The sequence below is a fragment of the Blastococcus litoris genome (genome assembly GCF_003075095.1).
Taxonomy (GTDB): Bacteria; Actinomycetota; Actinomycetes; order Mycobacteriales; family Geodermatophilaceae; genus Blastococcus_B; species Blastococcus_B litoris.
On the sequence record NZ_QCZF01000001.1, the window covers coordinates 400,151 to 414,990 of the forward strand.

Below are 14,840 nucleotides of genomic sequence, written 5' to 3' on the forward strand. Positions count from 1 at the left end.
CTTTTCAGTAGAACCGCTGCGGTCCGTTTCACCACTTCGAGAGCGTCGAGTGGGAGTGCATTGACGAATTCGCGGAGTGCTGTGCTGTAATGGTTCTCGTCGTTCCCACCGGACGACTATTACCGTTCAGCCGCAACTCGGTTGCGAGAAGTGAGGAACATCGATGGCGCGCAAGGTTCAGGTCATCCTGAGCGACGACCTCGACGAGAACCTGTCGGCCGACGAGACGGTGAGCTTCTCCCTCGACGGCACCTCGTACGAGATCGACCTGGCGGAGAAGAATGCCAAGGAGATGCGCGACGTCTTCTCCCGTTACGTCTCGGCCGCCCGCAAGGTGGGCCGCGGGTCCCGTTCCTCCTCCGGTGCCGGTCGTGGCCGTTCGACCGGCGGCCGCATGGACCGCGAGCAGGCCGGTGCCATCCGGGACTGGGCGCGCAAGAACGGCCACAACGTGAGCGACCGCGGCCGCATCCCGGCCAGCGTGGTCGACGCCTACGAGGCCGCGCACTGAATCACGGCGACTCGTGAGGTCCCTGTGACCTCCGCGCGTGTCACCGCGCGAATCGGCCCGGTTCCCCTGCGGGGGGGCCGGGCCGTCGTCGTCCCCGGGGCCCGGCCGGCCCCGGTGTAGCGACTCCACCTGCGCGGACGCAGGGGCGCTCGGCACGTCCGCTGACGGCGTAACCGCGCCGGAACACCGGCCCCCCACCATCGGTTGGAACGGGCAGCCACCCACCGCCCCTGTTCGTGCGCGACGGGACGACGTGGTCCGCGACTACAGTGGAAAGACCGGTGCCCCCAGCGCCGACGGATGTCGGGTGCTCCTTCCCCAGCACAGGAGAAGGACAGTGCCGGACCAGCCGGTCGAAGGAGAAGCAGCAGATGTTCGAACGGTTCACCGACCGAGCCCGCCGCGTTGTTGTCCTGGCCCAGGAAGAGGCCCGGATGCTCAACCACAACTACATCGGCACCGAGCACATCCTCCTGGGCCTGATCCACGAGGGTGAAGGCGTCGCTGCCAAGGCACTGGAGTCCCTGGGCATCTCGCTCGAGGGCGTCCGCCAGCAGGTCGAGGAGATCATCGGGCAGGGCCAGCAGGCCCCGTCCGGCCACATCCCCTTCACCCCGCGGGCGAAGAAGGTGCTGGAGCTCTCGCTGCGCGAGGCTCTGCAGCTCGGTCACAACTACATCGGCACCGAGCACATCCTGCTCGGCCTGATCCGCGAGGGCGAGGGCGTCGCCGCCCAGGTGCTCGTGAAGCTCGGCGCCGACCTCAACCGCGTCCGCCAGCAGGTCATCCAGCTGCTCTCGGGCTACCAGGGCAAGGAGCCGGCCGCGGCCGGCGGTCCGGCCGAGGGCACCCCCTCCACCTCGCTGGTGCTCGACCAGTTCGGCCGCAACCTGACCCAGGCCGCGCGCGACTCCAAGCTCGACCCGGTCATCGGGCGGGCCAAGGAGATCGAGCGGGTCATGCAGGTCCTGTCGCGGCGGACCAAGAACAACCCCGTCCTCATCGGCGAGCCCGGCGTCGGCAAGACCGCCGTCGTCGAGGGCCTGGCCCAGGCGATCGTCAAGGGCGAGGTCCCGGAGACGCTGAAGGACAAGCAGCTCTACACGCTGGACCTCGGCGCGCTCGTCGCCGGTTCCCGCTACCGCGGTGACTTCGAGGAGCGGCTGAAGAAGGTCCTCAAGGAGATCCGCACCCGCGGCGACATCATCCTGTTCATCGACGAGATCCACACGCTCGTCGGTGCGGGTGCCGCGGAGGGCGCGATCGACGCCGCCAGCATCCTCAAGCCGATGCTGGCCCGCGGTGAGCTGCAGACGATCGGCGCCACCACGCTCGACGAGTACCGCAAGCACCTGGAGAAGGACGCCGCGCTCGAGCGCCGCTTCCAGCCCATCCAGGTCGGCGAGCCGACGCTGCAGCACACCATCGAGATCCTCAAGGGGCTGCGCGACCGCTACGAGGCGCACCACCGGATCAGCATCACCGACGCCGCCCTGGTGGCTGCGGCGACGCTGGCCGACCGGTACATCTCCGACCGCTTCCTGCCGGACAAGGCGATCGACCTGATCGACGAGGCCGGTGCCCGGATGCGGATCAAGCGGATGACCGCCCCGCCGGACCTGCGCGAGTTCGACGACCGGATCGCCGGCATCCGCCGCGAGAAGGAGTCGGCGATCGACGCGCAGGACTTCGAGAAGGCCGCGTCCCTCCGCGACAAGGAGAAGACCCTCCTCTCCGAGAAGGCCGAGCGCGAGAAGCAGTGGAAGGCCGGCGACATGGACGTCGTCGCCGAGGTCGACGACGAGCAGATCGCCGAGGTGCTGGCCAACTGGACCGGCATCCCCGTCTTCAAGCTCACCGAGGAGGAGACCACGCGTCTGCTCCGCATGGAGGACGAGCTCCACAAGCGGATCATCGGCCAGGAAGAGGCCATCAAGAGCGTCAGCCAGGCGATCCGGCGCACGCGGGCAGGTCTCAAGGACCCGCGCCGTCCCGGTGGTTCCTTCATCTTCGCCGGCCCCTCGGGTGTCGGTAAGACGGAGCTGGCGAAGGCTCTGGCGCAGTTCCTGTTCGGTGAGGACGACGCGCTCATCCAGATCGACATGGGTGAGTTCCACGACCGCTTCACCGTGTCGCGACTGGTCGGTGCCCCTCCCGGTTACGTCGGGTACGACGAGGGTGGCCAGCTGACCGAGAAGGTGCGGCGCAAGCCGTTCTCGGTGGTCCTCTTCGACGAGATCGAGAAGGCGCACGCGGACGTGTTCAACACGCTGCTGCAGGTTCTCGAGGACGGCCGGCTCACCGATGGTCAGGGTCGGATCGTGGACTTCAAGAACACGATCCTGATTCTCACGACCAACCTCGGTACGCGCGACATCTCGAAGGCCGTGGGTCTCGGATTCCAGGTCGGGAATGACACCCAGAGCAACTACGAGCGGATGAAGCTGAAGGTCAACGAAGAGCTCAAGCAGCACTTCCGGCCGGAGTTCCTCAACCGCATCGACGACATCGTCGTGTTCCACCAGCTGACCGAGAACGAGATCATCGAGATCGTCGACCTCATGGTCTCGCGCGTCGAGACCCAGTTGGCGAACAAGGACATGGCCCTGGAGATCACCCCGGCGGCGAAGAAGCTGCTCGCGCACCGGGGCTTCGACCCGGTGCTGGGTGCCCGGCCGCTGCGCCGGACCATCCAGCGCGAGATCGAGGACGCGCTGTCGGAGAAGATCCTCTACGGCGAGCTGACCGCTGGTCAGATCATCGTGGTGGACGTCGACGACGCCGAGGGCGCCGCGCAGAAGTTCACCTTCCGCGGCGAGGCCAAGCCGATCGACCTCCCCGACACCCCGCCGGTGGCCCTCTCGGGCGCCGAGGGCGACGAGGAGGGCCCGGCCGCAGCGCAGGCCGAGTAACCCTCAGCACGGACGACAGGGGCCGCTCCCACCACCGGGTGGGGGCGGCCCCTTCGCCGTTGCCGGGCGGGTGGACCCTGGAGCCATGGCCCTGGGTGACCACCCGATGCGGACGCCCGTCTACGGCGGGCTGCTGATCGTCGCGGCGATGCTCGGCGCGACCTGGGCGTGGCAGGCCGCCCTCCCCGTCTGGCTGCGCGACGTGCTGCTCGTCGTGGCCCTGCTGGCGGCGCTGGCCGGCTGGCTGATGACGTTCCGCGACCTCACGCCCTCGCGTCGGAGCACCCGGCGCCGGCCTCCTCGTCCGTGATCATCGGATCCGTGCACGCCTGGCCGGCGCGTTCCCGTGCGTCCCGGGCACGGATCCGATGATCAACTCCGGGGGAGGGTGAACGACCCGTCCTCGGTCTGCTCGACGAGGCCGTCGGTGAGCAGGGAGTCCAGGCAGCGGGAGCGCTGCACGGGGTCGTCCCAGGCGCGCTCGAGGGCCGCGGCGTCCACCGGCTCGTGCGCCTCCCGCAGGACGTCGAGCAGCCGCCCACGCACCTGTCGGTCGGTGCCCGCGAACTTCTGCACCCTGCGCGCCGGGCCGTCGTGCGCGGGCGCCCCGGCCAGCCGCCAGGCGCAACGGTCGCGGACCGGGCAGTTCCCGCACCGCGGCGTCCGTGCGACGCAGACGAGCGCGCCGAGCTCCATCGCGGCCACCGAGAACCGGGTCGCCCGGGTCGGGTCCGGGGGCGTCAGCGACGCGATGTCGGTGAGGTCGGAGGCGCGGGCGGTGGCGGCCTCGGCGCGACCGTGCAGCAGCCGCGCCACCACCCGGCGGACGTTGGTGTCCACGACCGGTTGCGGTTGCCCGTAGCCGAAGCAGGCGACCGCCCGTGCCGTGTAGGTGCCGACGCCCGGCAGCGCCTCCAGCGCGGCGACGTCCGCCGGGACGACGCCGCCGTGCCGCTCGACCACGGCGACAGCGGCCTCCCGGAGCCGCAGTGCCCGCCTCGGGTAGCCGAGCTTGCCCCACGCGCGGATGACGTCGGCAGGTGCCACGGCGGCCAGGTCGGCCGGTGTCGGCCAGCGCGCCATCCAGTCCCGCCAGACCGGCTCCACGCGGGCCACCGGCGTCTGCTGGAGCATGACCTCGCTGACCAGGACCGCCCACGCGTCGACGCCGGGACGGCGCCACGGGAGGTCGCGGGCGGCGGTGGCGTACCAGTCGACGATCGCCTCACCCGCCGCGCGCGGGGACTCCGGGACAGCGGTCACGGGAGACCAGTCTGCCGTCCGCCGGGAGCGGCGTGCCGAGCCGACCCGCTCCCGGGGCGCCCACTACCGTTCCTGGCGTGTGGCACCCGGTCGGCGAGCTGCCCGCGCGCGTCTACTGGCGTCGCCGGGCCGTCGTGCTGATCGTGCTGCTGGCGGTCCTGGGCGGCGGGGGATGGCTGGGCTTCACCCTGCTCGCGAACCGGGACGGCGGGGATGCCACGGCCTCGGACGCGACCGTGCCCGAGCCGGCCCTCGAGCGTGTCGTCCCATCGCTGAGCGCCGTCGCGACACCCGATCCGCCACCCGTGGCCGAGACGGCGGCGGAGACGGCCGCCCCGGCCCCGGCGCCTCCCGCGGGTGGCCCGTGCACCGACGACCTGCTCGCCCTGGAGGTGCGGGCCCCCGCCACCGTCGCCGTGGGCAGCAAACCGACCTTCGAGCTCGCGGTCGCCAACGTCTCGGCGGTCCCCTGCGTGCGGGCGCTCGACAAGGGGCTGCAGGAGATCCTCCTGCTGGACCCGGCCGGCAACCGGGTGTGGGGCAGCAACGACTGCTTCCCGGAGGCCAGCAGCGACCTGCGCACCCTCGCACCCGGCGAGGTGGTCTCGATGCCCCTGGTCTGGGGTGGCCTCACCAGCGAGCCCACCTGCACCGCGCCGCGGACCACCCCCGCGCCCGGCACCTACCTGCTGCGCGGCCGGCTGGACACGAAGGTGTCGGCCGACGCGACGATCACCCTGGGCTGAGCCGGCGCGGCCTGGCCGGTCAGCTGTAGCGGTCGAGGATCGAGGTCTCGGCGAGCCGGGACAGGCCTTCGCGGATGCCGCGGGCGCGGGCCTCGCCGACGCCCTCGACGGCCAGCAGGTCCTCGATGGTGGCCGCGAGCAGCTTCTGCAGGCCGCCGAAGTGGTCGACCAGCCGGTCGATGATCCCCGAGGGCAGCCGGGGCACCCGGTTGAGCAGCCGGTAACCCCGCGGGCTGACGGGGGAGTCGAGGGCATCCGGCGACGTGGGCAGCCCGTAGCAGCGGGCGACGGCCGACAGGTCGAGCAGCTCGGTGGCGGTGAGTGCCCGCAGGTCGGTGAGCACCTGGTCGATCGTCCGCTGACGGCGCCCGCCACCGGGCAGGTAGTCGCGGACCAGCAGCCCGCGGTCCTCCTCGACGCCGGCCAGCATCTCGTCCAGCTGCAGGGCCAGCAGGCGGCCGTCGGTACCGAGCTCGACGACGAAGCCCTCGATCTCGTCGGCGATCCGCCGCACCATCTCCAGGCGCTGGCTGACGCTCATGGCGTCGCGCACCGTCACGAGGTCCTCGATCTCCAGCGCGGACAGCGTGCTGGCCACCTCGTCGAGGCGGAGCTTGTAGCGCTCCAGCGCGGCCAGCGCCTGGTTGGCGCGCGCCAGGATCGTCGTCGGGTGCTCGAGCGTGTACCGCCGGCCGGCGACGTAGACGCTGATGATGTGCATCGACTGGCTGACCGAGATCACCGGGAAGCCGGTCTGCAGGGCCACCCGCTCGGCCGTCCGGTGCCGGGTGCCCGACTCCTCGGTGGGGATGGTCGGGTCGGGCATCAGGTGCACGCCGGCCCGTACGATCCGGGTGCCGTCGTAGGAGACGATCACCGCACCGTCCATCTTGGCCAGCTCGCGCAGCCGCGTTGCCGACAGCGCGACGTCGAGGGCGAAGCCACCGGTGCACAGCGACTCGACCACGCGGTCGTAGCCGAGCACGATGAGGGCGCCGGTGCGACCGGCCAGGATGCGCTCCAGACCGTCGCGGAGCGCCGTCCCCGGGGCGATTCGGCCGAGGAGCTCGCGCAACGCGACCTCGGGGTCCACCTCGGTGGGCACGAGCGCTCCTGACGGTCGAAATGTCGCTGGCGGCTGAGTCTACGTGTCCGCGCCGCGCAGAGTCCCCGCTCGGGTCCCGCCCGGCGCCGGAAACGCCACGCTGATACGAGACTCTAGAGAGCTAGAACAGTCGGTGGAAGGCGGCGCCCAGATCCGGGACCTCGATCAGACGCATCCCCGGAGGGGCGGCGCCGGCGTCCGGCGGCACCAGCGCCGTCCGGTAGCCCTGGCGGGCCGCCTCCGCGAGGCGGCGTCCGGCTCCGCCCACGCGGCGGATCTCACCGGACAGGCCCACCTCGCCGAGCGCCACCACCCCCTCGGGGAGGGCGCGGTCCTTGGCGGCCGAGGCGATCGCCAGGGCCAGGGCCAGGTCGGCCGCCGGCTCACCGATGCGCACACCACCCACGGAGGCGGCGAAGACGTCGGCGTCGGCGAGCTTCACCCCGCCGCGGCGCTCGACGACGGCGTTCACCATCGCGACCCGCTGCGAATCCAGGCCGCTCACCGCCCGGCGTGGTGAGCCACCACCGCCCGAGCCGGCCACCAGCGCCTGCACCTCCGCCAGCAGGGGGCGGCTGCCTTCCATGGTCACCGTCACGCAGCTGCCGGGCACGGGTGCGGTGCGGCGGGAGACGAACAGCGCCGAGGGGTCGGGCACGCCGACCACCCCGGCGTCGCCGATCTCGAAGCAGCCGATCTCGTCGGCCGGACCGAAGCGGTTCTTGACCGCGCGGATGAGGCGCAGCGTGGAGTGCCGCTCCCCGTCGAAGGAGATGACGACGTCGACCAGGTGCTCGAGGGTGCGGGGGCCGGCGATGGCGCCGTCCTTGGTCACGTGGCCGACGAGGATCGTGGTCATCCCGCGCGACTTGGAGACGGCGGTGAGCGCAGCGGCCACGGCGCGGACCTGGGTCGACCCGCCGTCGGTGCCCTCGCCCGGGGACCGGACCGTCTGGACGCTGTCGAGGATCAGCAGCGTCGGGGCGACCTGCTCGATGTGCGCCAGGACCGCCGAGAGCTCGGTCTCGGCGGCCAGGTAGAGCCGCTCGTGCAGCGCGCCGATCCGCTCGGCGCGCAGCCGCACCTGGCCGGCCGACTCCTCGCCGGAGACGACGAGGGCGGGGCCGTTGCTCGCGGCCACGCGGTGCGCCACCTCGAGCAGCAGCGTGGACTTGCCGACGCCGGGCTCGCCGGCGACGAGCAGGACGCCACCCGGCACGAGCCCGCCCCCCAGCACGCGGTCGAACTCGGCGATGCCCGTGGGGACGGCCCGCGCGCCGGCGAGCTCCACCTGCGCGATCGGGCGGGCGGGCGCGGTGACCGGCCCCGCGGCGACGGCACGGAGGGCGGCCGCGGGCGCACCGAACTCCTCGATGGTGCCCCAGGCCTGGCACTCCGGGCAGCGGCCGACCCACTTGGCCGAGGCGTAGCCGCACTCGGTGCAGCGGTGGGCGGGACGGGCGGACTTCACTCCAGCGGGCGGCACGCCGCGACGCTAACCCCGGGGTCCGACAGTTCCGGGGAGGACGGGAGGAGCGGCGGGGTTACTCGCCGCCGGACTCCTCGTCGGCGCCGGAGTCGCCGGCCGACTCACCGGCGGACTCGCGCTCGCGGGCGGTGTCCTCGGTGCCCTCGCTGCCGCCTTCCTCCTCCTGGTGGAAGTCGAAGGCCTCGCCGCGCTCCTCGACGTCCTCCGGGTTGGCCACGGTGACCAGCACGGTGACGTCACCGGCGTCCTCGAAGGAGAGCGTCACCTCGAGGTACTGCCCGACGTTCAGCCCCTCGTCGAGGTCGGTGAGGGTGATCGACGCCTCGTCGCCGTCGACGAAGACGGTCGTGTCGGACGGGATCTCGATCTCGTCGGAGGCGGTGCTGGAGCCCGAGCCGCCGGTCGTCGTCCCGCCGGTGCCGGTGCTGCTCCCGCTGTCGGCGCCGGTTGCCGGCGAGCCGGAGCTCTCGATCTCGGCGCCACCGAAGCCCTCGCCGTCGACCCCGACGAGCGTGTCGGCCTCCTGGCCGCTGTTGACGATCGCGAGCGTCATCTCCGCGTCGTCGCCGGCCTCGTAGCCGCCACCACCCCGGGGGCTCTCGAGCTCGACGGCGCGGACGGTGATGTCACCGACCTGCGCCATCGCGCCGACCTTGTCGCGCTCCTGCGTGTTGGTCTGCGTGACCTGTCCTGCGCTGCACGCGGACAGCGCCAAGGGGGACAGGAGCAGCACGCCCGCAGTGGCGGCGCCCAGCGCGCGGTTCACAGCCGTCGACCTCCACACAGCTTCCTCCGCCACCGGGATCGGTGACGCGGGTCGACCGGAGCCTAACGGGCACCCCGGGTGCTCCGCCCGGAGGGAAGGCCGGACGCCGTCGCGTCGCCGTCCGGGCGGCCCGATGGGTGCGGCGGACGGGCCCGGCTGCCGATCAGGAAGGGGACGACCGGACGACGCGAAGGGGAGCGATGAGCACCGGGCTGCCGTTCGACGACGTGCTCGCCGCCGCCCAGGCCGGAGCCGCGTGGGCCTTCGAGAGGCTCTACCGCGATCTGGCGCCCGCGGTCACCGGGTACCTGCGGCTGCACGGCGCGGCCGAGCCGGACGACCTGGCCAGCGAGACCTTCATCGGCGTGTTCACCGGCCTGGCCGGCTTCCGCGGGGACGAGGCGGCGCTGCGCGCGTGGGTGTTCACCATCGCCCACCGCAGGCTGGTGGACGACTGGCGCCGCCGTGGACGGCGTCCCCTGACGGTCGACGACCCGGGGGACCTGTCGGTGCTCGCCGGCGGTGACGTCGAGGACGACGCGCTCGACCGGATCGGGGCGGACGCCGTGGAGCGGCGGTGCGCCGCACTGCCCGGCGACCAGCGGACGGTCCTCCTGCTGCGCATCCTCGCCGACCTCACCGTCGAGCAGGTGGGTCAGGTCATGGGCCGCTCGGTGGGCTCGGTCAAGGCCCTCCAGCGGCGCGGGCTGCGCACGCTGCGGGCAGAGCTGGAGAACTCCTCCGAACGGGTGGGCGTGACCGCGCACCCTTTTCCGGTCCCCGGGCGATGACGGAGGCGAGATGACCACAGCAGCAGACGATCCCGCCGTCGAGGACGCCTTCGAGGCCTATCTCGCCGGCCGGCCCGTGCCCGACGAGGGAGCCGCCCTGGCGACCTTCGCCGGGGCGGTGCGCGCGACGGCGACCCGGCCGGGTCGCCCGAACGCGGCCCTCGCCGAACTGCTCGCCACCGGTCTTCTCGCCGACCAGCCGAGCCCGTCCGCCCGGACGGCCCGCACCCGGAGACGGAGACGTTCCGCCATGTTCTTCCCTGCCCTGTTCGCCAAACTGCTCTCCGCCGGTGCGGTCGCCCAGGCCGCCGCCGGGACCGGTGTCGTCCTGGTGGTCGCCACCGCCGGTGCGACCGGTGTCCTCGGTGACGACGTGCAGGACACCGTCGCCTCCGTCGTCGAGACCATCACGCCGCTCGACATCGAGGGCGGAGACGACACCGGGGACGTCGCGGTGGACGACGACGACAGCACCACCGACGCCGCCGGCATCCCGACGGCGGTCGCGACCACGACGCCCGCGGAGCCGTCCGCCGAGGCGTTCGACGCCGAGGCGTGGGCGGCGGCGGGCCCGGCCGAGGGGCAGTCCTTCGGGTCCTGGGTCAGCGAGGGCGCCCACAACAAGGCGGCCCTCGAGGCCGCGGCCGCCCTCCGGGGCGACGACAGCTTCCGCTTCGGGCAGCTGGTCCGGACCTGGGCGCAGCAGAAGCACGTCGACCTCGCGGACGTGGAGGTCGACGGCGTGGAGGTCGAGGAGCTGATCGGGGCCACTCCGACCGCGACCCCGCAGGAGGCGCAGCCGACCACGGCGCCCGCTCAGCCCACCGCGACGGCCGAGTCGGGCAACCGCGGGAGCGGCAAGGGCAGCGGGAACGCCGGTGGCAACGGCGGCGGCAACGGTGGCAACGCCGGCAGCGGTGGCGGCAGCGGCGGCTCCGGCAAGGGGAACGGCCGCAACTGAGTCGCGCCTCCGCACCGCCCACCCCACGATGTGCCGGTGGCGGCGGGCGCAGGCGAGCACGGAGGAGGGCCGGGACCGCACGACGCGGACCCGGCCCTCGCCGACTTCCCGCACCGGGCGCCCCGGACGCGGCGCTGGTGCTTCGCCGACCAGCTCGGACCCCACTTCCTCGACGGACCGGACCAGCCGGTCCTGCTGATCGAGTCCCGCGCCGTGCTGGCGCGCCGGCGGTTCCACCGCCAGAAGGCGCACCTGGTCCTGTCGGCGCTGCGGCACCGCGCCGCCGAGCTGGGTGACCGCGCGGAGTTCCACCAGGTCGGCACCTACGCCGAGGCGCTGGACCGGGTGGCCGGCCCGGTGAGCGTCTGCGCGCCGACCTCGTGGCGGAGCCGGGACTTCGTGCTGGCACGACGCGACCTGCAGGTCCTCGCCGCCCGCGGCTTCGTCACCACCCAGGCGGAGTTCGCCGGCTGGGCCGAGGGCAGGGGCCGGCGCCGCCTGCTCATGGAGGACTTCTACCGGGATTCGCGCCGCCGCCACGACGTCCTGATGAACGGTGCGGAGCCGGTGGGCGGCCGCTGGAACCTCGACGCCGAGAACAGGGAGCCGCCGCCGGCGGACGGGCGGATCGGCGTCCCGGAACCGTGGTGGCCGGAGGAGGACGAGATCGACGCGGAGGTGCGCGCGGACCTCGACCGGTGGGAGGCCGACGGCGACGTCTCCTTCGTCGGGGACGACGGCCCGCGCCTGTTCCCGGTCACGCGCGCGGAGGCGCTGCACCGGCTGGAGGACTTCCTGCAGCACCGGCTCGGCGCCTTCGGGCCGCACGAGGACGCGATGCTCACCGGCGACCGGTGGCTGGCGCACTCCCTGCTCTCGCCCGCGCTCAACCTGGGCCTGCTCGACCCGCTGGCGGTGGTCGTCGCGACGGAGCGGAGCGCCCGCGACCGCGCGGCGGCCGGCGACCTGCTGCCGCTCAACAGCGTGGAGGGCTTCGTCCGGCAGGTCATGGGCTGGCGCGACTACGTCTGGCACATGTACTGGCACCTGGGGCGCGACTTCCGGCACGCGAACGCCCTGGGCGCCCGCGAGCCGGTGCCCGGCTGGCTGGCCGGGCTCGACGACGGGGCGGTGGACGCCGCCTGCCTCTCCGACGTGCTCGGCGACCTGCGCCGGGACGGCTGGGTGCACCACATCCCGCGCCTGATGGTGCTCGGCAACTACGCGTTGCAGCGGGGGATCGACCCCTCGGCGATGACCGACTGGTTCCACGAGAGCTTCGTCGACGGCTACGAGTGGGTGATGGTCGCCAACGTCGTCGGGATGAGCCAGCACGCCGACGGCGGGGCGCTGGCCACGAAGCCCTACGCCGCCGGGGGTGCCTACATCGACCGGATGAGCGACTACTGCGGCGGCTGCCGGTACGACCCGCGGAAACGGCTCGGCGAGGACGCCTGCCCCTACACCGCCGGCTACTGGGCCTTCCTCGACCGGACCCGGGAGCAGCTGGCCGGCAACCACCGCATGCGCCGGCCGCTGCAGGGCCTCGACCGCCTGCGCGACCTCCCCGCCGTCGTCGAGCAGGAACGCCTCCGGGGCACCGGGGCGCCGTGAGTCAGGTGAGGGTCGTGCCCCCGGCGAGCAGCAGCACGACGTCCAGGACGGTCAGGAGCATGACCGCGGGGAAGGCGAGCCGCCGGAAGCGGGCGCTGCCGGCCAGCGCGGCCAGCACCACGGCCGGCACGGCCACGACGACGACGGCGATCCCGAGCCCGGTCGGCGCGCCCTCGGGCCCCAGCGCCAGCACCAGGGAGGCACCGAAGAGCAGCGCCGCCCCCAGGACGGCGGAGGGCACGGCCCCCAGGCGGTGGGGGAGGCCCCGGACGCCCGTGGCCAGGTCGTCCTCGAGGTCGGGTGCGACGTTGGCCAGGTGGGCGGCGGCACCGAGCGCGCCGCCGGCGGTGACCAGCCACCAGGGGGCCAGCGGTGTCCCCGGCGCGGCGGCGACCACGCCCGCGGGGAGGGCGCCGAAGCCGGTCACGTACGGCACGATCGACATCGCGGTCCGCTTCAGCCCGGCGTTGTAGGCCCAGCCGCTGGCCACGAGGACGAGGAGCAGCACCCCGGGCACCAGACCGAGCAGGAGCGACAGGACGACGGCCAGCAGCACCGAGACGAGGGCCGCCGAGCGCAGCAGGGACGGCGTCACCGCCCCCTGGACGACGGGCTTGTCGGTGCGCGCGACGGTGCGGTCGCGGTCGGCGTCCAGCCAGTCGTTGCTCCACCCGATGGACGCCTGACCTGCGAGGACGGCCGCGCACAGCAGCACCACCCGTCCCACGGGAACGCCTGCCGCGACCGCCAGGAGGGTGGCCACGGTGGTCACCGCGAGGGCCGGTCCGGCGTGGGTCGCGAGCACCATCGCGCGCACCGTGGAGGCCGTCGCCCGACCCCGAGGAGGCACATCGACCACGCTCTGTCAACCCCTCTCCCGTACTCGACCAGGCTGCTGACCTGCACATTTACTGTCTGGAGCCGATCCGTTGGTCAGTCTGCCGTGGTAGTCTGGAGTCAGCGAAAGGGGTCACATCCACATGGGCTTCACTGTCGGCGAGACCGTCGTCTATCCGCACCACGGTGCCGCGCTGATCGAGGCGATCGAGCAGCGGACCATCAAGGGCGTCGAGAAGGCCTACCTCGTGCTGAAGGTCGCTCAGGGCGACCTGACCGTGCGCGTTCCGGCTGACAACGCAGAGATCGTCGGCGTCCGCGACGTCGTGGGCCAGGAAGGCCTCAACCGGGTCTTCGAGGTGCTGCGCGCCCCGCACACCGAGGAGCCGACCAACTGGTCGCGCCGCTACAAGGCCAACCTCGAGAAGCTGGCCTCGGGCGACGTGAACAAGGTCGCCGAGGTCGTGCGCGACCTCTGGCGTCGCGACAAGGACCGGGGCCTCTCGGCCGGCGAGAAGCGCATGCTCTCCAAGGCCCGCCAGATCCTGGTCAGCGAGCTCGCCCTCGCCGAGGGCACCAACGAGGACAAGGCCGAGGTCCTCCTCGACGAGGTCCTCGCCAGCTGAGCCCAGGCCTCCTGAGCTCGCTGTTCCACCAGAGACACCCAGACCACTCCCGTGCACGCTGTCGGCATCGTCGCAGCGGCCGGGAGTGGTCTGCGTCTGGGGGCTGACGTGCCCAAGGCCCTCGTTCGTCTCGCCGGCCGGCCGCTGGTCGCCTGGTCCGTCGACGCCCTCCGTGCCGGCGGCGTGGACGAGGTCGTGGTGACCGTCCCCTCCGGCTGCAGGGACGCCTTCGCCGCCGCGCTGCCGGGCGACGTCCGTCTCGCCGAGGGCGGCGCGAGCCGGACGGCGTCGGTCCGGGCCGGTATCGACGCCGCGTCGCCGGGTGCCGACGTCGTCCTCGTGCACGACGCGGCCCGGCCGCTCACCCCGCCCGACATGGTCCGCCGCGTCCTGGCCGCGCTGGCGGCCGGTCACCCGGCGGTGGTCCCGGTGCTGCCGGTCGTCGACACCACGGTCGTCGTCGACGACGACGGAGTCATCACCGGCGCGCCGCCGCGCTCGGCGCTCCGCCGGGTGCAGACGCCGCAGGGGTTCGACCGCGCCGTCCTCGCCTCGGCGTACGCAGCCCTCGCTGCGGACGCCGACCTGACCGACGACGCCGCGGTGGTCAGGGCCGCCGGTGTCGCCGTCGTGACCGTCGCCGGCGACGAGCGGGCGGCCAAGGTGACCGTCGCGCACGACCTGGCGCTGGCCGAGGCGCAGGTGGGCCGGTGACCTCCCTGCCCCGCGTCGGCGTCGGCACCGACGTCCACCCGATCGAACCGGGACGCGCGTGCCGGCTCGCCGGCCTCGACTGGCCCGGCGCCGACGGCTGCGCCGGCCACTCCGACGGCGACGTCGTCGCGCACGCGCTGACCGACGCGCTGCTGTCCGCCGCGGGCCTCGGCGACATCGGCGGGCTGCTCGGCACCGACGACCCGCGCTGGGCCGGGGCCGCGGGCATCGCGGTCCTCGAGCACGTGCGGGAGGTGCTCGCCCAGGCCGGCTGGTCGATCGGCAACGCGTCGGTGCAGCTCGTCGCGAACACCCCGAAGCTCGGGCCGCGCCGCCAGGAGGCCGAAGCCGCGCTGTCCGCGGCACTCGGTGCGCCGGTCAGCGTCGCCGCGACCACCACCGACGGGCTCGGCCTGACCGGCCGCGGCGAGGGACGGGCGGCCGTCGCGACGGCACTCGTGGTCCGCACGGGGGAGACCGGGCCCAGCGAGGCACGGCCCTGAGC

The 14,840-nt window shown here is 73.3% G+C and carries 15 protein-coding genes; 10 read left to right on the plus strand and 5 right to left on the minus strand.

Annotation, left to right across the window (positions count from 1 at the left end; all coding sequences use genetic code 11):
- The first annotated feature begins 163 nt into the window (after positions 1-163).
- From DCS98_RS02005 to DCS98_RS02015, 3 genes are all read left to right on the plus strand, one after another.
- On the plus strand, positions 164-511 hold the full coding sequence (locus DCS98_RS02005; protein ID WP_116449652.1) for a histone-like nucleoid-structuring protein Lsr2: 348 nt from the start codon (positions 164-166) through the stop codon (positions 509-511).
- Positions 512-882: 371 nt separating this feature from the next.
- Positions 883-3,423 (plus strand): ATP-dependent Clp protease ATP-binding subunit, encoded by a 2,541-nt coding sequence (locus tag DCS98_RS02010; RefSeq protein WP_116449653.1) that lies wholly within the window; start codon positions 883-885, stop codon positions 3,421-3,423.
- 85 nt (positions 3,424-3,508) lie between these two features.
- Complete coding sequence (locus DCS98_RS02015; protein WP_116449654.1) at positions 3,509-3,733, plus strand: hypothetical protein; 225 nt, start codon at positions 3,509-3,511, stop codon at positions 3,731-3,733.
- A gap of 62 nt (positions 3,734-3,795) precedes the next feature.
- Here the strand turns inward: DCS98_RS02015 and DCS98_RS02020 are convergent, their stop codons facing one another.
- Positions 3,796-4,686 (minus strand): A/G-specific adenine glycosylase, encoded by an 891-nt coding sequence (locus DCS98_RS02020; protein ID WP_164704332.1) that lies wholly within the window; start codon positions 4,684-4,686, stop codon positions 3,796-3,798.
- Positions 4,687-4,763: 77 nt separating this feature from the next.
- Here DCS98_RS02020 and DCS98_RS02025 point away from each other — a divergent pair, with 77 nt between their 5' ends.
- Positions 4,764-5,432, plus strand: a complete 669-nt coding sequence (locus DCS98_RS02025; protein WP_116449655.1) for a MucR family transcriptional regulator — start codon at positions 4,764-4,766, stop codon at positions 5,430-5,432.
- Positions 5,433-5,451: 19 nt separating this feature from the next.
- Here the strand turns inward: DCS98_RS02025 and disA are convergent, their stop codons facing one another.
- The 3 genes from disA to DCS98_RS22795 all read right to left on the minus strand — a co-directional run bounded on the left by disA (position 5,452) and on the right by DCS98_RS22795 (position 8,792).
- Positions 5,452-6,537, minus strand: coding sequence for a DNA integrity scanning diadenylate cyclase DisA (gene disA / locus DCS98_RS02030; protein ID WP_116449656.1), 1,086 nt, complete (start codon positions 6,535-6,537; stop codon positions 5,452-5,454).
- Positions 6,538-6,658: 121 nt separating this feature from the next.
- Positions 6,659-8,023 carry a DNA repair protein RadA gene (gene radA, locus DCS98_RS02035; protein WP_116449657.1) on the minus strand — a complete coding sequence of 455 codons (1,365 nt, stop codon included), beginning with the start codon at positions 8,021-8,023 and terminating at the stop codon, positions 6,659-6,661.
- 58 nt (positions 8,024-8,081) lie between these two features.
- Positions 8,082-8,792, minus strand: a complete 711-nt coding sequence (locus DCS98_RS22795; RefSeq protein WP_164704333.1) for a copper chaperone PCu(A)C domain-containing protein — start codon at positions 8,790-8,792, stop codon at positions 8,082-8,084.
- Positions 8,793-8,992: 200 nt separating this feature from the next.
- Between DCS98_RS22795 and DCS98_RS02045 the strand changes: the two genes are divergently transcribed.
- Genes DCS98_RS02045 through DCS98_RS02055 form a run of 3 tightly spaced genes read left to right on the plus strand, consistent with a single transcriptional unit; the run spans position 8,993 to position 12,158 of the window.
- Positions 8,993-9,583, plus strand: coding sequence for an RNA polymerase sigma factor (locus DCS98_RS02045; protein WP_116449658.1), 591 nt, complete (start codon positions 8,993-8,995; stop codon positions 9,581-9,583).
- Between the two features lie 10 nt (positions 9,584-9,593).
- Complete coding sequence (locus DCS98_RS02050) at positions 9,594-10,544, plus strand: hypothetical protein (RefSeq protein ID WP_116449659.1); 951 nt, start codon at positions 9,594-9,596, stop codon at positions 10,542-10,544.
- A 36-nt stretch (positions 10,545-10,580) separates the two neighbouring features.
- Positions 10,581-12,158: a cryptochrome/photolyase family protein gene (locus DCS98_RS02055; protein ID WP_116449660.1), complete on the plus strand. Its 1,578-nt coding sequence runs from the start codon at positions 10,581-10,583 to the stop codon at positions 12,156-12,158.
- Position 12,159: 1 nt separating this feature from the next.
- On the opposite strand, the gene DCS98_RS02060 is transcribed toward DCS98_RS02055, so the two are convergent.
- The gene (locus tag DCS98_RS02060) at positions 12,160-12,966 is read right to left on the minus strand and encodes a UbiA family prenyltransferase (protein WP_116450124.1); all 807 of its coding nucleotides are present in this window, start codon (positions 12,964-12,966) and stop codon (positions 12,160-12,162) included.
- 172 nt (positions 12,967-13,138) lie between these two features.
- On the opposite strand from DCS98_RS02060, the gene DCS98_RS02065 reads away from it, so the two are divergent.
- Genes DCS98_RS02065 through ispF form a run of 3 tightly spaced genes read left to right on the plus strand, consistent with a single transcriptional unit; the run spans position 13,139 to position 14,838 of the window.
- The gene (locus DCS98_RS02065) at positions 13,139-13,621 is read left to right on the plus strand and encodes a CarD family transcriptional regulator (protein ID WP_026857724.1); all 483 of its coding nucleotides are present in this window, start codon (positions 13,139-13,141) and stop codon (positions 13,619-13,621) included.
- Between the two features lie 51 nt (positions 13,622-13,672).
- Complete coding sequence (gene ispD / locus DCS98_RS02070) at positions 13,673-14,335, plus strand: 2-C-methyl-D-erythritol 4-phosphate cytidylyltransferase (RefSeq protein WP_116449661.1); 663 nt, start codon at positions 13,673-13,675, stop codon at positions 14,333-14,335.
- Positions 14,332-14,838 (plus strand): 2-C-methyl-D-erythritol 2,4-cyclodiphosphate synthase, encoded by a 507-nt coding sequence (gene ispF, locus DCS98_RS02075; RefSeq protein WP_116449662.1) that lies wholly within the window; start codon positions 14,332-14,334, stop codon positions 14,836-14,838. The genes ispD and ispF overlap by 4 nt, the downstream gene beginning before the upstream one ends.
- Positions 14,839-14,840 lie beyond the last annotated feature (2 nt).